At 42.1% G+C, this 14514-nt stretch carries 12 protein-coding genes and 1 pseudogene; 8 read left to right on the plus strand and 5 right to left on the minus strand.

Annotated elements, in window-relative coordinates; translation table 11 throughout:
• The first annotated feature begins 804 nt into the window (after window positions 1-804).
• The 7 genes from ilvD (at window position 805) to FTU83_RS15480 (ending at window position 7238) form a co-directional block, all read left to right on the plus strand.
• Window positions 805-2490, plus strand: coding sequence for a dihydroxy-acid dehydratase (gene ilvD, locus FTU83_RS15450; RefSeq protein ID WP_180005356.1), 1686 nt, complete (start codon window positions 805-807; stop codon window positions 2488-2490).
• 151 nt (window positions 2491-2641) lie between these two features.
• Window positions 2642-3964 carry a hypothetical protein gene (locus FTU83_RS15455; RefSeq protein ID WP_180005355.1) on the plus strand — a complete coding sequence of 441 codons (1323 nt, stop codon included), beginning with the start codon at window positions 2642-2644 and terminating at the stop codon, window positions 3962-3964.
• Window positions 3945-4232 carry a chorismate mutase gene (locus FTU83_RS15460; RefSeq protein ID WP_078191648.1) on the plus strand — a complete coding sequence of 96 codons (288 nt, stop codon included), beginning with the start codon at window positions 3945-3947 and terminating at the stop codon, window positions 4230-4232. Before FTU83_RS15455 ends, FTU83_RS15460 begins: the two co-directional genes overlap by 20 nt.
• Window positions 4233-4378: 146 nt before the next feature.
• The gene (locus FTU83_RS15465; RefSeq protein WP_180005354.1) at window positions 4379-4828 is read left to right on the plus strand and encodes a PAAR domain-containing protein; all 450 of its coding nucleotides are present in this window, start codon (window positions 4379-4381) and stop codon (window positions 4826-4828) included.
• Window positions 4821-5672 carry a PAAR domain-containing protein gene (locus FTU83_RS15470; protein ID WP_180107222.1) on the plus strand — a complete coding sequence of 284 codons (852 nt, stop codon included), beginning with the start codon at window positions 4821-4823 and terminating at the stop codon, window positions 5670-5672. The genes FTU83_RS15465 and FTU83_RS15470 overlap by 8 nt, the downstream gene beginning before the upstream one ends.
• Entirely contained in the window at window positions 5672-6337 is a 666-nt protein-coding gene (locus FTU83_RS15475) for a hypothetical protein (RefSeq protein WP_180005352.1), read from the plus strand. The genes FTU83_RS15470 and FTU83_RS15475 overlap by 1 nt, the downstream gene beginning before the upstream one ends.
• Before the next feature lie 163 nt (window positions 6338-6500).
• On the plus strand, window positions 6501-7238 hold the full coding sequence (locus FTU83_RS15480; protein ID WP_168379429.1) for a sulfite exporter TauE/SafE family protein: 738 nt from the start codon (window positions 6501-6503) through the stop codon (window positions 7236-7238).
• Between the two features lie 9 nt (window positions 7239-7247).
• Here FTU83_RS15480 and FTU83_RS15485 read toward each other — a convergent pair whose 3' ends face one another.
• From FTU83_RS15485 to FTU83_RS15500, 4 genes are all read right to left on the minus strand, one after another.
• Window positions 7248-8150 (minus strand): LysR family transcriptional regulator, encoded by a 903-nt coding sequence (locus tag FTU83_RS15485; protein ID WP_180005351.1) that lies wholly within the window; start codon window positions 8148-8150, stop codon window positions 7248-7250.
• A 114-nt stretch (window positions 8151-8264) separates the two neighbouring features.
• On the minus strand, window positions 8265-9569 hold the full coding sequence (locus FTU83_RS15490) for a solute carrier family 23 protein (protein WP_078191643.1): 1305 nt from the start codon (window positions 9567-9569) through the stop codon (window positions 8265-8267).
• Window positions 9570-9866: 297 nt separating this feature from the next.
• Complete coding sequence (gene ppc, locus FTU83_RS15495) at window positions 9867-12551, minus strand: phosphoenolpyruvate carboxylase (protein WP_180107220.1); 2685 nt, start codon at window positions 12549-12551, stop codon at window positions 9867-9869.
• Between the two features lie 153 nt (window positions 12552-12704).
• Window positions 12705-13328 (minus strand): TetR/AcrR family transcriptional regulator, encoded by a 624-nt coding sequence (locus tag FTU83_RS15500; RefSeq protein WP_180107218.1) that lies wholly within the window; start codon window positions 13326-13328, stop codon window positions 12705-12707.
• A gap of 151 nt (window positions 13329-13479) precedes the next feature.
• Between FTU83_RS15500 and FTU83_RS15505 the strand changes: the two are divergent.
• Window positions 13480-14313, plus strand: a pseudogene (locus tag FTU83_RS15505) (efflux RND transporter periplasmic adaptor subunit); the annotation flags it as partial.
• Window positions 14314-14374: 61 nt separating this feature from the next.
• On the opposite strand, the gene FTU83_RS15510 reads toward FTU83_RS15505, so the two are convergent.
• A partial coding sequence (locus FTU83_RS15510; RefSeq protein WP_180107216.1) for a transposase occupies window positions 14375-14514 on the minus strand: 140 nt, incomplete at its 5' end.

Consider the following 14514-nt stretch of genomic DNA (forward strand, 5'->3'; position numbering starts at 1 on the left):
GTCATGAGAAAGCCCATATAAATGGGTAGAGTACAAGTTGCTGTAGAAGCATTTTTAATTCGTCTGATCACAGATACTTTATAAAGTATTTTAATACTTTTTTGAATCCGTCAATGCGTAAGTCCTAGTTTAATTAAAAAGCACTCCACATGGGGTGCTTTTTTAATTTACATCTACATAACTTGCATTGGATACGAGGAAATGTCATCCGCAACTGTCTGAGGTAAACGGTAATTTAAAAGTGAATGTTTCTGCGATCATTTTTTTAGTTGCAAACAGTTGCCGAGTTTTGCGGATGACAAATGGTTTTGGTTACTTTTGCCAAAACAAAAGTAACATACGTGCTCCGAAAATTAGCTTTTATAGGATAAGACTCCGCTGTAATCAGCTTTTAAATGAAATAATGGGACAATAATTCTAAGTTATAGATTTATTAATCTGATTAAAAATAATGTTTCTTGAAGCAACTAAATAAAATTTAATAATTAGTGGATGTCATTAAAATTCTAAAAAAGACAGCCTCGAATAGTAGCTATAATTTATATGGCTTTGTGTAGGCAATCCCTTACTTTTGAAAGATCAAAAGTAACAAAAATCTTTTGTTCTCCTGATATGGCATCCCTGCCATACAGGAAAACAGCGACATCCATGTCGCTTTGTCATGTGATTGAATGGTATTGCATGCGCTAAAAATCTTTTTTGTTGAGATGTAATTTCTTTTACATGCCGAGCGCTTTCTATACAATAAATTTAAAAGAATCCGCCAAAGCTGAAGCCAAAATCAGCCATCGCCAAGGAAGAACAATGAGTAAAAATAATATCCGCGAACATTCCGCTCCTGTTTATGACGGCATAGAAAATGCGCCCGCACGTTCCATGATGCGTGCAACAGGCTTCCAAGATGCAGACTTTAAGCGCCCATTTATTGGCATTGCCTCGACTTGGGCCAATGTTACCCCTTGTAATATGCATATTGATGGTTTGGCGCGTGAAGCTGAGAACGGGGTCAATGCTGCAGGTGGTAAAGGCATTATTTTTAATACCATCACCATTTCTGATGGCATTTCCAACGGGACTGAAGGGATGAAATACTCCTTGCTGTCGCGAGAAATTATTGCCGATTCGATTGAAGCAGTAGTCGGCTGTCAGGCCTATGATGGCGTGATTGCCATTGGCGGTTGTGACAAAAACATGCCGGGCTGCATCATGGGCTTGGCACGTTTAAACCGTCCAGGTCTGTTTATTTATGGTGGCACCATCAAGCCGGGTGAAGGGCATACCGACATGATTTCGGTATTTGAAGCGGTGGGTCAGCATGCCAAAGGCGAAATTAATGCGATTCAGGTGAAACATATTGAAGAAGTGTCTTTGCCAGGGCCGGGTTCTTGTGGGGGGATGTATACCGCCAATTCTATGGCCTCTGCGATTGAAGCTCTCGGCATGAGCCTGCCAGGCTCATCCGCACAGGAAGCGGTGTCTGAAGACAAGCAGATTGACTGTGCCCGTGCTGGTGAAGCAGTGATGAATCTACTGCGTCTGGATATCAAGCCACGTGACATCATGACCAAAGCGGCTTTTGAAAACTCGATTAAAGTGCTGATTGCTTTAGGCGGTTCAACCAATGGCGTACTGCATTTGATTGCCATGGCGCATACCGCAGGCGTGGAACTGTCTTTGGATGATTTTGTGCGTATTGGCAAAGATATTCCTGTGGTGGCCGATGTGCGCCCATCGGGTAAATATTTAATGTCGGAACTGATTGCCATTGGCGGCATTCAGCCGCTCATGAAACGCATGCTGGATGCCGGCATGCTCGACGGTTCTTGCCTCACCGTTACGGGCAAAACTTTGGCGGAAAACTTAGCCGATGTAGAGGATTATCCTGAAGGACAGCAAATTATTTTGCCGTTTGATGCGCCAATTAAAAAGGATTCACATTTGGTGGTACTCAAAGGAAATTTGTCGCCGACGGGTGCAGTGGCTAAAATTACCGGTAAAGAAGGGCTGTATTTTGAGGGGCCTGCGCGGGTATTTGAGGGTGAGCAGGGTGCCATGCGCGGTATTTTAGATGGCGAAGTACAAGAAGGTGAAGTGGTGGTGATCCGCGGTGTTGGGCCGAAAGGCGGGCCGGGTATGCCGGAAATGTTAAAACCGACTTCAGCGATTATTGGTAAAGGTCTAGGCCAATCTGTTGCACTGTTGACTGATGGGCGTTTCTCGGGCGGCAGCCATGGTTTTGTGATTGGGCATGTGACACCAGAAGCCTATGAAGGAGGCCCAATTGGCTTGGTTAAAAACGGCGATAAAATTTCAATTAACGCTGAAACCCGTGAAATGACTTGGCATGTGGCTGAGGATGAAATTGCTGCACGTCGCGCGGCCTGGGTCAAACCGAAACCAAACTATACCCACGGCGCTTTGGCTAAATTTGCCAAGTTGACCTCTGGTGCGGAAAAAGGTGCGGTGACTGACCTAAATCTAGACGTCTAATCCATTGTTAAACATTGAACATTCAGCCCTGACTTGATATAAGTTTTGCACAAGGCTTATATCTCATTTAAAACAGCTTCATAATAGAAGTTGAATTTTAAGCATGTGCTGGCAGGTTCGGTACAATTCATCATTTTGAGGCAAAAAACGCATGTCACTGTTACGCCGTTGGTTCGATCCAATCCGATCGAGTTGGTTTTATCAGAAACCGACCCGACAAGCGGTGTTACCCACGGAACAAGGTCTGAGTGTTTATCTTCGACTGGATGATGTTTATAGCTATTTGGCTGCGCAGCAACTGCCTCAATTAGAAGAAATTCTCAGTGATGAAATTAAACCACTGAAAGTGATTATTTGTCGTCAGAGTGCTGAACCTCCTAATCAAATGTCATCGATAGAATGGCAACAATATTGTCTGAATGATGCCCAAATTTTAGCGCGGCAGCATCGTTTTAGTTTTCATGAAACACCTGAACAACCGACCGCCGAAGCTTTAGAACAAGCCGAAATTATTCTAAAAAATACGCCATTACGCGGCCAAGATTTTCTTTATTTACTTGAAGATGTGTTCCACATGCTGTGGCAAAAGCAGTATGGCAAGCTGAGAACACTGTATGCGATGGCCAGCCGTCATCATAAAGCTCAAGATTTTCCTGAACGTATCTTTACCGATACCCCGATTTTATCGGGCTATTTTGAGTTTGGTGAACGTAAGTACCATGCTGTAGATGATTTACTGCGTTTAACGCGCCGTTTAAAACAACAAAAACTCCTGACAGATAACCCGATCTTTATGATCAATCATATTGAATGGCGTGAGCACCTGATCAGTGATGCAGAAGAGTTGAATGAAATTCAGGGACTCGATCCTGAGCTTGATCTCTACATCGCGATGGAAGATCCGATTTCATGGTTACTGTTGGCTTATATTCGTGAGGAATTGGCGGACTATTATAATATTCAGTTGAATGTGTATCCATTGTCGTATCACGGTCGTGATTTGTTTGACTGGAGTTTGGCAACACGTCTGTCTAAACGGACCGAAGTTAAGTTCACGCCATTTTGCCGGCCTACAGAAGCTGCGACATTAGCTATGTCACAGCTTTACTACAGTGCGCCCGAAGAGCAGCGTATTGATGCGATGTATCGCATTTTGGAGGCTGTATGGACCAAAGGGCGTGATTTATCCTTCAAAGCACATTTTCAGGCTTTACAGTATGAGTTAGAGATTTCTGAACTGATCACTGAGGATATTGCTGAAAAATTAAAAGAAAATGATATGCACTGTGAGATGAAGTCACAGCCCGATTTTCCTGTTTTAGAATTACGTATTGCAGGTCAAAGCTATGTATTTAATAGCTTATACCGCGTATGGATGATTGAAAGTATTTTCAGTAATGTGTTAGAAGAGAAGTATAAAAGTGAAAACACCGCTGAAAGTGAAGCCAGAGAAGATGAAGAAAGAAAAAGTTGAGTCATTAGAGCAAGCCCGCGCACAGATTGATGTGATTGATCAGGGAATTATTGAGCTCATTGCTGCACGTCAGTTTTATGTTGATCAAGCGGTGCGTTTTAAGCGTTCAGTACAGGATGTTCAATCACCAGAACGTGTCGAAGCGGTGATTAGTAAAATTCGTCTACAAGCCACAGAGCACGGTGTAAATGCAGATATTGTGGAACGTTTATACCGCGATATGATTCAGCATTTTATTCAACGTGAGTTGAAAGAGATTCGACCGTAATTTTTAGTTTTTGAGATTAGATCAAATTTATTAATGTTCTTTTTTAATATCACCAACTGAAAAGATGATGATTTGATTTACATTTTGAAATTTTATTAATTTTTTTATTTGTTATTCTACTTCTAATTACAATAATTGGATCTAGCATGACTAGCCCTACTTTTTTACATGAACTGTCAGAAGAACAGCTAAAAAAACTTTCTCAAGACGATATTCAAAAGATTCATCAAGCAGAACAACTCTATTGGAATCATAAGCCGCATACCAAATATTATGCAGCTTTTAATGGTTCAAAAACAAAAAAAGGTGGGTTAGTTCGAGCATCTAATCATGCTTATAAGGTCAACGGGATCTCTTTAGCTTTGGTCGGTGATGAAGCTATATATTTAGATGGTTCGACAGCAAAAATTATCTCCGGCGCAGGATTTCTTCTAAATGTTGATGGCAGAGCCGCAGCACTTATCGGATCATTATTAGAAAATGGCGATGAAATTATTGATAGTCCGGTCACTTCCCATGTTTTACGCTTATATCATGATGCAGCTATCCCTGAAGGTTTTATGAATCCAACTTTGGGAGACTCAAATAATGTCTAAAGGATTTGGCATTCATGGCTCAACAACAAGTCACGGTGGGACAGTCATGTCCACGCAGTCCCGAAGTTCACAGATGGGGAATCTCTTTCTTCGTGCGGGAGATGGTTTCGCCTGTCCAAAATGTAAAACTTGGTCTACCTTAATTAAGAGTAATGATCATGTGATTTTTGATGGAAAGGCCGTGGCTTATGTAGGTGATAAATTTACTTGTGGGGCTTCATTGATGCCAAACCAAGTACATGTTGTAGGGACTAGTGGTGGAATAAGTTCATTAAATAGCCCAATTTTTAAGCCAAGTATGTTGCAGAATAATTTAACGAATAGTTTTGTAAGTGATAAGAAAAAATATGAAAATTACTATATAGAGAGAAACCAAACTGATTATGTGAAATTTAAGACTGCGATCCCTCCATATGATGAGGATAAAAAAGGATTATTTGGAATTGTTGCACAATTAGCCTCTGGAGTATGTGATTTTATTGTTACGTATGTTATTAAAAATAAAGAACTTTTTGTAACGGTGTCATATATGCCGCCGGTGGTTAAAAATGATGCAAGTAAAATTATTCCGCGTGCGACCCTAAGACTATTTAAAGAAAAAAATAGAAAATTTGACTTGTTAAAAACTCAAGAGTTAAAAATTGCTAATGGTATTTGGAATACTGAAAAAGGAAAAGAGCCAGTTGGATCTTGTAATATCAACTTACCTGAACCTGATATATCACTCTTAAAAGTTGAATTAGATTTGGGATATATACTGAAGTTTGATGGTGGAACAGTTACACCAATTCCTAGTTTTAAAACTCATACCTTTACCTTAAACTCCGCAGCGAGAGAAGTTTGATGAAGCATTTTTTTATTTTCTTAACCTTATTTTTTATATTTGGTAGTACTGCTTGCTCGTCTGAGAAAATTAGTTTGAATCATCATGAAGTTAAAGAAGCTCAAAAAAAAGAATCAATTTCAACGCTGTCTAAAGAAGATACAGCTATAATAAATGATTATAAAAATACTATTAATAAACTTAATCTGAGAGATAAAGAAAACGCAGATAAAGTAATGAAAGATAGTTTGTCTGAAATAAAAAAGATCACGAATGATCAAGAACGACAAAAGATTGAAATGCAAATCTACTTAGCAACAGGCATGTATGAAGAGGCTTATAATCTTAATCATAAAATGTTAAAGGACTCTTTCAGTCAGGAACTTTTAGTGACTCAGTGTGAGTTAAGCTATTATGCTAAAAGATCGAAAGATGAATATGAAAAATGTTATTCCGATTTAGCATTGATTTTAAAAGAAGAATTAAGGAAAGTATCAAAAAATGACCCTCAGTATATTTATGGTGAGTGGGGCTATTTGCTATCAATGTATAAATCTGGGAACGTTGAATATAAAAATAAATTAAAAAAATTTATTGATTCAATTCAAGATGAAACGGTGAAATATCAATTCGAAAGTTCTTATGAATTAGCTGAAGAGCAAAAGAGTAGTTATGACAATAATTAAAATAAATAAGTTGTAATTCCTTTTTTATTGAATTCAACTACCTTGTCTATAGCTGATTTCAAGCACAGCCTCAACTTTTTATTGAGGCTCTATTCCAAAAACACTGATTTTTCAAAGCGCCTGAATTGCATAGCATAGAACCAATTCTTCAGCGAGTTTCGCCATGATTTGGTTCGTCATCACAGTTTTTGCAATCGCAGGTCTAATTAAAGGCACGATTGGGTTAGGCCTGCCTGCGGTATCGATGGGCTTACTCACCATGGTGATCAGTCCATTTCAGGCAGCGACGTTATTAATCATTCCATCTATGGTCACCAACTTTTGGCAATTATTTGCCGAAGGGCAGGTGCTGCGACTAATTCAACGCTTTTGGCCCTTGTTACTTGGGATTATCGTCGGTTCAATTTGGAGTATTTTTCCAACTTTAGGACATGGTGAATTTAAAAGTGAAGCTTTACTGGGGGGCATGTTGGCACTATACGGACTGTATGGGCTTTGTGCGAAAAGCTTGCCGAACTTTGCACCACATGAAAAATGGCTATCTCCAATGATCGGTTATCTCGGTGGAGCGCTGACTGTAGCCACAGGTGTGGTGGTGATCCCGGTGGTGCCATATTTGCAAGGTTTGCAACTCAAACGCGATGATCTCGTACAGTCACTCGGTTTGGCCTTTACCACGTCAACCATTTGTTTGGCGGTGTTCTTACAGCAAAATCCTGTGGAAGATCTCCCGATTGATTATGCCATGTCAGCCATGGCACTGGTTCCTGCGCTCATTGGCATGTGGGCAGGGAAAAAAATCCGTTACCGCATTCCAGAACAAAAATTCCGTAAGGTGTTTTTTATCGGGTTGATTGCCCTCGGTGGCTATATGATGCTGCACCAGTTTGGCGTGATTTGAAGCCTAGACTTAGCCATCTAAAGTAGATTTTTGTGACAGTAGAAACTGACTGAAATGCTGATAATTTAAGGGTAAATCATCAAAATTACGTGCGGTGAGCAGCAATTTTCGATTGGCCCAGTCACCGCTGAGCTCAACTTGGGCAAAGGCATATAAACTGATTAATCGTTGGGCTGCACGTTTTGGCATGATGGCAATGCCCACACCATTCGCCACCACTTGGGCGATCGCGGCAAAGTTCGGCAAACGTAACCGATACTGTATTTCACAGCCGAATAATTTGGCTTGAGCCTCGATTGATTGTTGCAAGGAATGATATTGCATCAGACCGACAAAGGGATAATTCAAAATCTCTGCGGGTTTGATGCTAGGTGTGGCGGCCAGTTCATGGCTTACAGGGCAGATCAGAACCAAAGGATCATCGGCAAACTCAAGTGTTTGTAGTTGTTCGGATTTAAAGAAGCCTGAAATTAAGCCTAGTTGTGCATTACCTTGCTCTATCGCTGCAATGATGTCTTTAGACTCGGCTTCATGCAGCTCAATTTGTGTGTTGGGATTTTCCAGCAAATAGCGTGGTAGCAAGACCGGCAAATATTCACTTTGTGCAGATGAATTACACCATAAGGTCATATTGGAACTTAGCCCGTGGGCAAAGGGCAGCATCGCGTGTTCTAATTGTTGCCCCTCACCTAAGATGCGCTGTGCATGTTCAACCAAGGTTTGACCGGCAAGGGTCAGTTTGACCCCTTTGGCTTGGCGAGTGAACAGGGTCGTGCGGTAATGCTGTTCGAGTTTTTTAATTCGTTCACTGGCTGCTTGTAGCGAGATGGCAGAACGAGCAGCGCCTTTGGTCAGACTACCGCTGTCTACAATGTGCAGTACCAATTGAAGGTCGAACAAATCCAGTCGCATACGGTGCATTCCTTGGCTAATGCCTTATCTTACCGAAAGAGTAGCTATAAAAAAAAGCGACCTTTCGGTCGCTTTTCAAATGAATGTTGTATTCTTTTTTAAATGTCTTGGGGCTTATTCTGATTTGTCGCCCAAGCTAAAGAACCAGTTCAAAATCAGCGCTGCAAATGTAGCAGTACCAATACCACCTAAGTTGAAGTTACCGAATTGAAGTGCAAAGTCACCTGTACCTAAAATAATCGTGACTGCTGCCACCATCAGGTTTTTATTTTTTGAGAAATCGACTTTGTTTTCAATCCAAATTTTCGCACCTGCAATGGTAATTAGACCAAATACAACAATCGATGCACCTGTCAAAATGGCTTGCGGAATGGTATGAATAATCGCACCAAACTTTGGAGAAAGACCAAGGAAGATGGCGAATACACCTGCAAATACAAACACGATGGTCGAGTAAACACGCGTTACTGCCATCACACCAATATTTTCGCCATAAGTGGTCATACCCGGACCGCCGACACCGCCTGAAAGTGTAGTCGCAACACCATCTGCAACGAAGGCTTTACCAATGTGCGGATCGAGGTTTTCACCTGTCATCGCGCCCACAGCTTTGATGTGCCCAAGGTTTTCTGCAACCAAAATTAACGCAATCGGTGCAATGATAAGCATGGCATTGAAGTCAAAGACGGGTGAATGGAAGTGCGGAACACCAAACCAAGCGGCTTCTTGTACGGGAACGAAATTGATTGGTGTACCATGACCCATGACATTGGAAATGATGTAATACACCAAATATGCCAGTAACAGACCCACCAACAGCAATAAGCGTTGTAATAAGCCCTTCGTGAACACCGCAATCGAACCCATACATAGTACAGTGACTAATGCCATCCACATATTAAAGTTGTTGCCTGCAACCCCTTTAATAGTCACAGGAGCTAGGTTCAGACCAATAATCATCACCACCGCACCTGTAACGACAGGTGGCATGAGTTTTTCAATCCAACGCGTACCCGTTGCCATCACGATAAAACCAAAAATGGCATATAAGATACCGCAGGCCATGATCCCGCCTGCCGCCATTGCGATATTGGCATTTGGCGCGCCAGTACCTGATGCTGCATAACCGGTTGCCGCGATCACCACACCAATAAAGGCAAAACTAGAGCCTAAATAACTTGGTACACGACCACCTGTCATAAAGAAGAACAGGATGGTACAGATCCCCGACATTAAAATCGCAAGGTTGGCATCAAAGCCCATCAAAAATGGCGCAAGGACAGTTGCACCAAACATTGCAAAGGCATGTTGTATCCCCAATACAACACTTTGCACCGGAGGTAGGTACTCATTTGTACCTACAGGACGTGCATCAATATTGCCTTCGTAAGGGCGCCATTTGGGAAACCAATTGGACATAAAATGAGCACTCAATAGATAAATTGTGCACATCATACTCTTGTTTTTTAGAAGATTTAATCTCTTTTAAAAATATTTTGTTCAAACTAATTACATGACTTTACATGTAAATTTACCAAATGGTAAAAGTTTTAAGGGTGTAAAAAAGGCATTAAATCATGCAATTAATCAAATAGGATAAGAGTCAATACTTCATAAATTTTTCTTATTCTATATATTCCAAAATAAATTAAAACCAATATGACTGATCAAAAAAAAAGCACACAGTTCTGTGTGCTTTTTGAAAACTTGGAAGATTTAGCCAGTGTTACGCAAACCTGCCGCAATACCCGCGATGCTGACCATCAACGCATGGTCGACTGGGGTATTTTCAGCTTGACGCTCGGCAAGGTATGCACGGCGGCGTTTCATCAGTTCGGCTTGTAGTAAATGTAGCGGCAATAAATAAGGCTTACGCACCTTCATGGATTGGTCGAGCACATCGTTACTGCTGAGTAATTTCGATTCACCTTTGAGTGCTAATAGCGTTTGTACCGCATCACGTAAACGCTGACGTAACTCTTCGCCCAACTGTTTGAGGTCTGCGTCATCCGTCAGATGAGACTCATAATAAAGCGCCACATGACCATCGGCTTTGGACAAGACCATTTCCAACATATCAATCAGGGTTTGGAAATACGGCCATTGCTCTAACATTTCTTCGAGTGTCTGCTTTTGACCTTGATCAATCACTTGATTAATCGCAGCACCTGTACCAAGCCAAGCAGGTAGCATCAAACGGATTTGCGTCCATGCGAACACCCAAGGAATCGCACGTAAAGACTCAATCCCACCGCTAACTTTACGTTTGGCTGGGCGTGAGCCGAGCGGTAACATTTGTAGTTCCAGTTCTGGCGTTACAGTCCGTAGGTATTTTACAAAATGCGGATTTTCACGCACGGTTTGACGATACACCTGTACCGACAGATCCGTCATGCTGTGCATGAGCTGACGCCATTCCTGTTTAGGTTCAGGCGGTGGCAATAAGGTCGCTTCTAAGGTCGCAGCGGTGTAAATTTCTAAGTTTTGTAAGGCAATGCCTTCTAATCCAAACTTGAAGCGAATCATTTCCCCTTGTTCAGTGACACGAATCGCTCCTGAAATCGAGCCAGGTGGCTGTGAAAACAGCGCTTGCTGTGTCGGCGCACCACCACGGCTGATTGAACCGCCACGGCCATGGAATAATGTCAGTTGTACATCATGCTTTTTCGCAACTGCGGTTAATTCTTCCTGTGCACGATACTGCGCCCAGTTTGCCGACATAAAGCCCGCATCTTTGGCTGAGTCTGAATAGCCAATCATCACCTCGTGTTTACCCTGAATATGCTGTTTATACCAATGCATATTGAATAGGGTATTCATGGTACGGGCTGCACCATCCAAATCTTTTAAAGTTTCAAACAGTGGCACGACACGTAGCGCTGGTTTGATGCCCGCTTCTTTTTGCAATAACAATACGGCCAAGACATCGCTCGGATGTTCTGCCATGGAAATAATATAAGCCCCTAAACTTTCAGGTGGCTGTTCTGCCAAAGTGCGCATGGTTGCAAAGACTTCTTGTACATCTGGATGTTCAATCAGGCTTTGTTTCGGTTCATTTAAAAACTTCGGTAGCAGTGGTCGTTTGCTTTGCAGTTCCTGAATCAAGAAGTTTTGACGGGCTTGCTCCGTCCATGTTTCAAAATTGCCTAAACCTAAATATTCAGTAATGGCAGAAATCGCTTGGCGATGACAAGTCGACTCCTGACGAATATCGAGTTTGAGTAATTCGATACCGAAGCAATTCACTCGATGAATAAAGTCGAGTAACTGACCATTGGCAATTTCAGGTAAACCGCTGTCAATCAGTGAACGGTAGCAAACCAATAGTGGATCGAGCAGCTCATGGCGGCTTTTAATGACTTGGCTATCGTCAGCATCTTCACCACGGAGTTTCAGTGCCAACCAGTGACGAGTGGCTTTGAGGCGTTCACGCGCATCACGTAGATATTCACGATACGGTTCAGGGTGGAAATGACCCAAGGCATCACTAAGCTCTTTGCTGCATTCTTGAATCGAAAGTTCCCAACGCAGGTCTTCGATATCGCGTAAATACAGGTCGGCAGCTTTCCAACGTGAAAGCCACAGCACCTCTTGAGTAATATTATGGGTGACGTTTGGGTTACCATCACGGTCACCGCCCATCCATGACGCAAAGCGCACAGGGGCAACATTTAAAGGCAAGGTCTTGCCACAATGATCTTGAACCATGCCATCCAATTCACGCATGAATTTGGGTACAGCATTCCACAGGGTCTGTTCAATGGTCGTGAAGCCCCATTTAGCTTCGTCGACAGGCGTCGGGCGATGTTGACGAATTTCATCCGTTTGCCATGCCGAGCAAATCAGTTGTTTTAAATCATCCAGTACGGCTTTGCGTTCGCGTGGCGTAAGTTTTTGTTGATCCATTTTAAACAGGCAATCATTAATACCATCATATTTTTGGATCAAGGTACGGCGGCTGACTTCGGTTGGATGTGCAGTCAGGACCAATTCAATTTTTAATTCACAAATTTGTTGGAACAGTTGGTCCGAACTGATGTTATTGCTTTTAAATTTTTCAAATAAATGATCGAGTGGATTCGGTGAAGGTGCTTGCTCATCAAACTCACTTTGGCGACGGCTGCGCACCACATTGTATTGTTCGGCAATATTGGCAAAGTTGAGAAAGTGCGTAAATGCACGGGTCAGTGGCAGAATTTCTTCATCTTTTAAATTTAAAAATAATTGTTCTAACTGTTTTTCAGCTTCAACTTGTCCATCGCGCGCGCCTTTAGACAAAGCACGAATTTGCTCTACCTGATTAAACAAATCTTGTCCTGCATGCTGCTTTAGGGTTTCACCTAATAAATTGCCCAGTAAGCGCACGTCTTCACGTAATGGAGCATCAATTTGTTGAATCATTTGTTATTTCTCCGCGTATTCCTGTCTCGACTATACCCCGAAAGTGCTGTGGCAAAAGGGGGGTACAGACAAAAGTCGGATGACTTTTCTAGGTAAATGAGCAGTAGCTATGCCATTTGTTTCAGTTTAGCCTTGAAATATTTCAGAAAATGCTTAGCTCTGTGTGCCGAGTTGATATTTCAGCATAAAGATGTCGATGGCAGAGTGAATAATGGCTTGCCGCTCTGCTGCTTCAGGTACTGGGCGCATGCCCAATAAAACCTCTTGATGGCGTAGTCCCATCAGTAGCGACACAATCAGTTCAGTTTGTCGGGCAGGGTGATCCTGCTGAATGAAATTTAAAGCTGCTGCATCTTGAAAAAAGTTTTCCCAGACTTGGCGCATTTTTAAATGTGAGGCACGGAAAAACTGTTCCACCAAGGGACTGTGTTCGGCAGCCAACTCCAAAAGTAATAAGTCCAGTTTAATGGCTTCTGGCAAATTCATGATGTTCAGCCCCAACTCACAAATTTCAACGAAAGCCTGCATAAAATGACTTTCGCTGTGCAGATGTCGCGGGCTGGTATTCAAAATATATTCACAGGTGTCTTCAATCGCACTGGTAAATAAGGTGGCTTTGTCCTGAAAATGGTTATAGACCGTCAGTTTGGTGACCCCTGCATGTTGCGCAATCTGATTCATGCTGCAACCGTGATAGCCCATTTCTAAAAATAATTGTTTTGCAGACTCTAAAATCCGTTGTCGTTTTTCTAAGTCTTTCGGGCGGCCGACATTCATTTGCTGAAAAAATTCCAAAAAAGGCGAAAAGGTCATTGATTTAGGATAATTAATCTAATTAATGTACCGTATGGTTTATTAATTAAAAAATAACCAAATTAATTGAATAATATTCTGCCCTAAAAAAGACTTTTTATTAAGAGCGAACTTCATGAGTACGATTAAGATCACAGTTGTCAGCATGATTATCGTTTGCAGTGTGACCTTATGGGGATGCAGCAAGGATAAAGCCCAAACGGAACAGGAAGTGCCATTTGTGATGGTGACTCAGCCAGGCGCCACACATTTTGAACAAAAAAGTTATGCGGGTGATGTACAAGCACGCCAGCAAACAGCTTTAGCGTTTCGGGTTGGCGGTCAAATCACTGAGCGCTATGTCGATGTTGGAGACCAAGTCCGAGTCGGGCAAGTCTTGGCAAAATTAGACGTCAAAGATGCACAGTTGCAACTGAATGCAGCACAAGCGCAGCTTGAAAGTGCGCGTTCCGCTGCACAAATTGCTGAAGATGAACTAAAACGCTTTAAGCAATTATTGCCAGTCAATGCTGTGAGTCGTTCGCAGTACGATGCGGTGGAAAACCAATATAAAGCAGCACAGTCGAATTTAAAGCAAGCGCAATCCAATTATGATGTGAGTCGTAATCAGACCGGTTATAACCAATTAATTGCCAATAAAAATGGGGTCATTACTGAGCGTAATATTGAGATTGGTCAAGTGATTGCAGCAGGACAACCGGCATTTCAATTGGCGATAGCAGGTGAACGTGACGTGGTCATTGGTGTGCCTGAACAAGCGGTTACTGAAATTAAAACAGGGCAGGATGCATGGGTTACCTTGTGGTCGAAACCACAGGAAAAATTTGCAGGCTATGTACGTGAAATTAGTCCTGCTGCCGATCAGTCTCGTACTTATAGTGTCAAAGTGGCATTACGTGAAGGCAATAGCGCCATTCAACTGGGGCAAAGTGCACGGGTATTTTTAACTAAATGTGCGGAATTCTCCATCTATAATCTGTGATTTAGATGGAGATGGATAGCACGCCTTTTCAGTCGGGTCTCTCTTGGTTTTGGATGTATTCTCGAATTACATCAATTGTCGCTCCACCTGTTGTAAGTAGACAGTATGCCCTCGTCCAAAGCACAGGTTTCCAATAATAAGGTTTTAGTTCTTCACCGAACTCCTTGC

It is taken from the genome of Acinetobacter sp. YH12152, assembly GCF_013418285.1.
Classification (GTDB): domain Bacteria; phylum Pseudomonadota; class Gammaproteobacteria; order Pseudomonadales; family Moraxellaceae; genus Acinetobacter; species Acinetobacter amyesii.

Bases quoted from the DNA above. Each gene is read 5' to 3' on its own strand.
- FTU83_RS15455 (WP_180005355.1), top strand. From the start codon at position 2,642: ATGTCACTGTTACGCCGTTGGTTCGATCCAATCCGATCGAGTTGGTTT.
- FTU83_RS15465 (WP_180005354.1), top strand. From the start codon at position 4,379: ATGACTAGCCCTACTTTTTTACATGAACTGTCAGAAGAACAGCTAAAA.
- FTU83_RS15475 (WP_180005352.1), top strand. From the start codon at position 5,672: ATGAAGCATTTTTTTATTTTCTTAACCTTATTTTTTATATTTGGTAGT.
- ilvD (WP_180005356.1), top strand. From the start codon at position 805: ATGAGTAAAAATAATATCCGCGAACATTCCGCTCCTGTTTATGACGGC.
- FTU83_RS15480 (WP_168379429.1), top strand. From the start codon at position 6,501: ATGATTTGGTTCGTCATCACAGTTTTTGCAATCGCAGGTCTAATTAAA.
- FTU83_RS15485 (WP_180005351.1), bottom strand. From the start codon at position 8,150: ATGCGACTGGATTTGTTCGACCTTCAATTGGTACTGCACATTGTAGAC.
- ppc (WP_180107220.1), bottom strand. From the start codon at position 12,551: ATGATTCAACAAATTGATGCTCCATTACGTGAAGACGTGCGCTTACTG.
- FTU83_RS15490 (WP_078191643.1), bottom strand. From the start codon at position 9,569: ATGTCCAATTGGTTTCCCAAATGGCGCCCTTACGAAGGCAATATTGAT.
- FTU83_RS15470 (WP_180107222.1), top strand. From the start codon at position 4,821: ATGTCTAAAGGATTTGGCATTCATGGCTCAACAACAAGTCACGGTGGG.
- FTU83_RS15460 (WP_078191648.1), top strand. From the start codon at position 3,945: ATGAAGAAAGAAAAAGTTGAGTCATTAGAGCAAGCCCGCGCACAGATT.
- FTU83_RS15500 (WP_180107218.1), bottom strand. From the start codon at position 13,328: ATGAATGTCGGCCGCCCGAAAGACTTAGAAAAACGACAACGGATTTTA.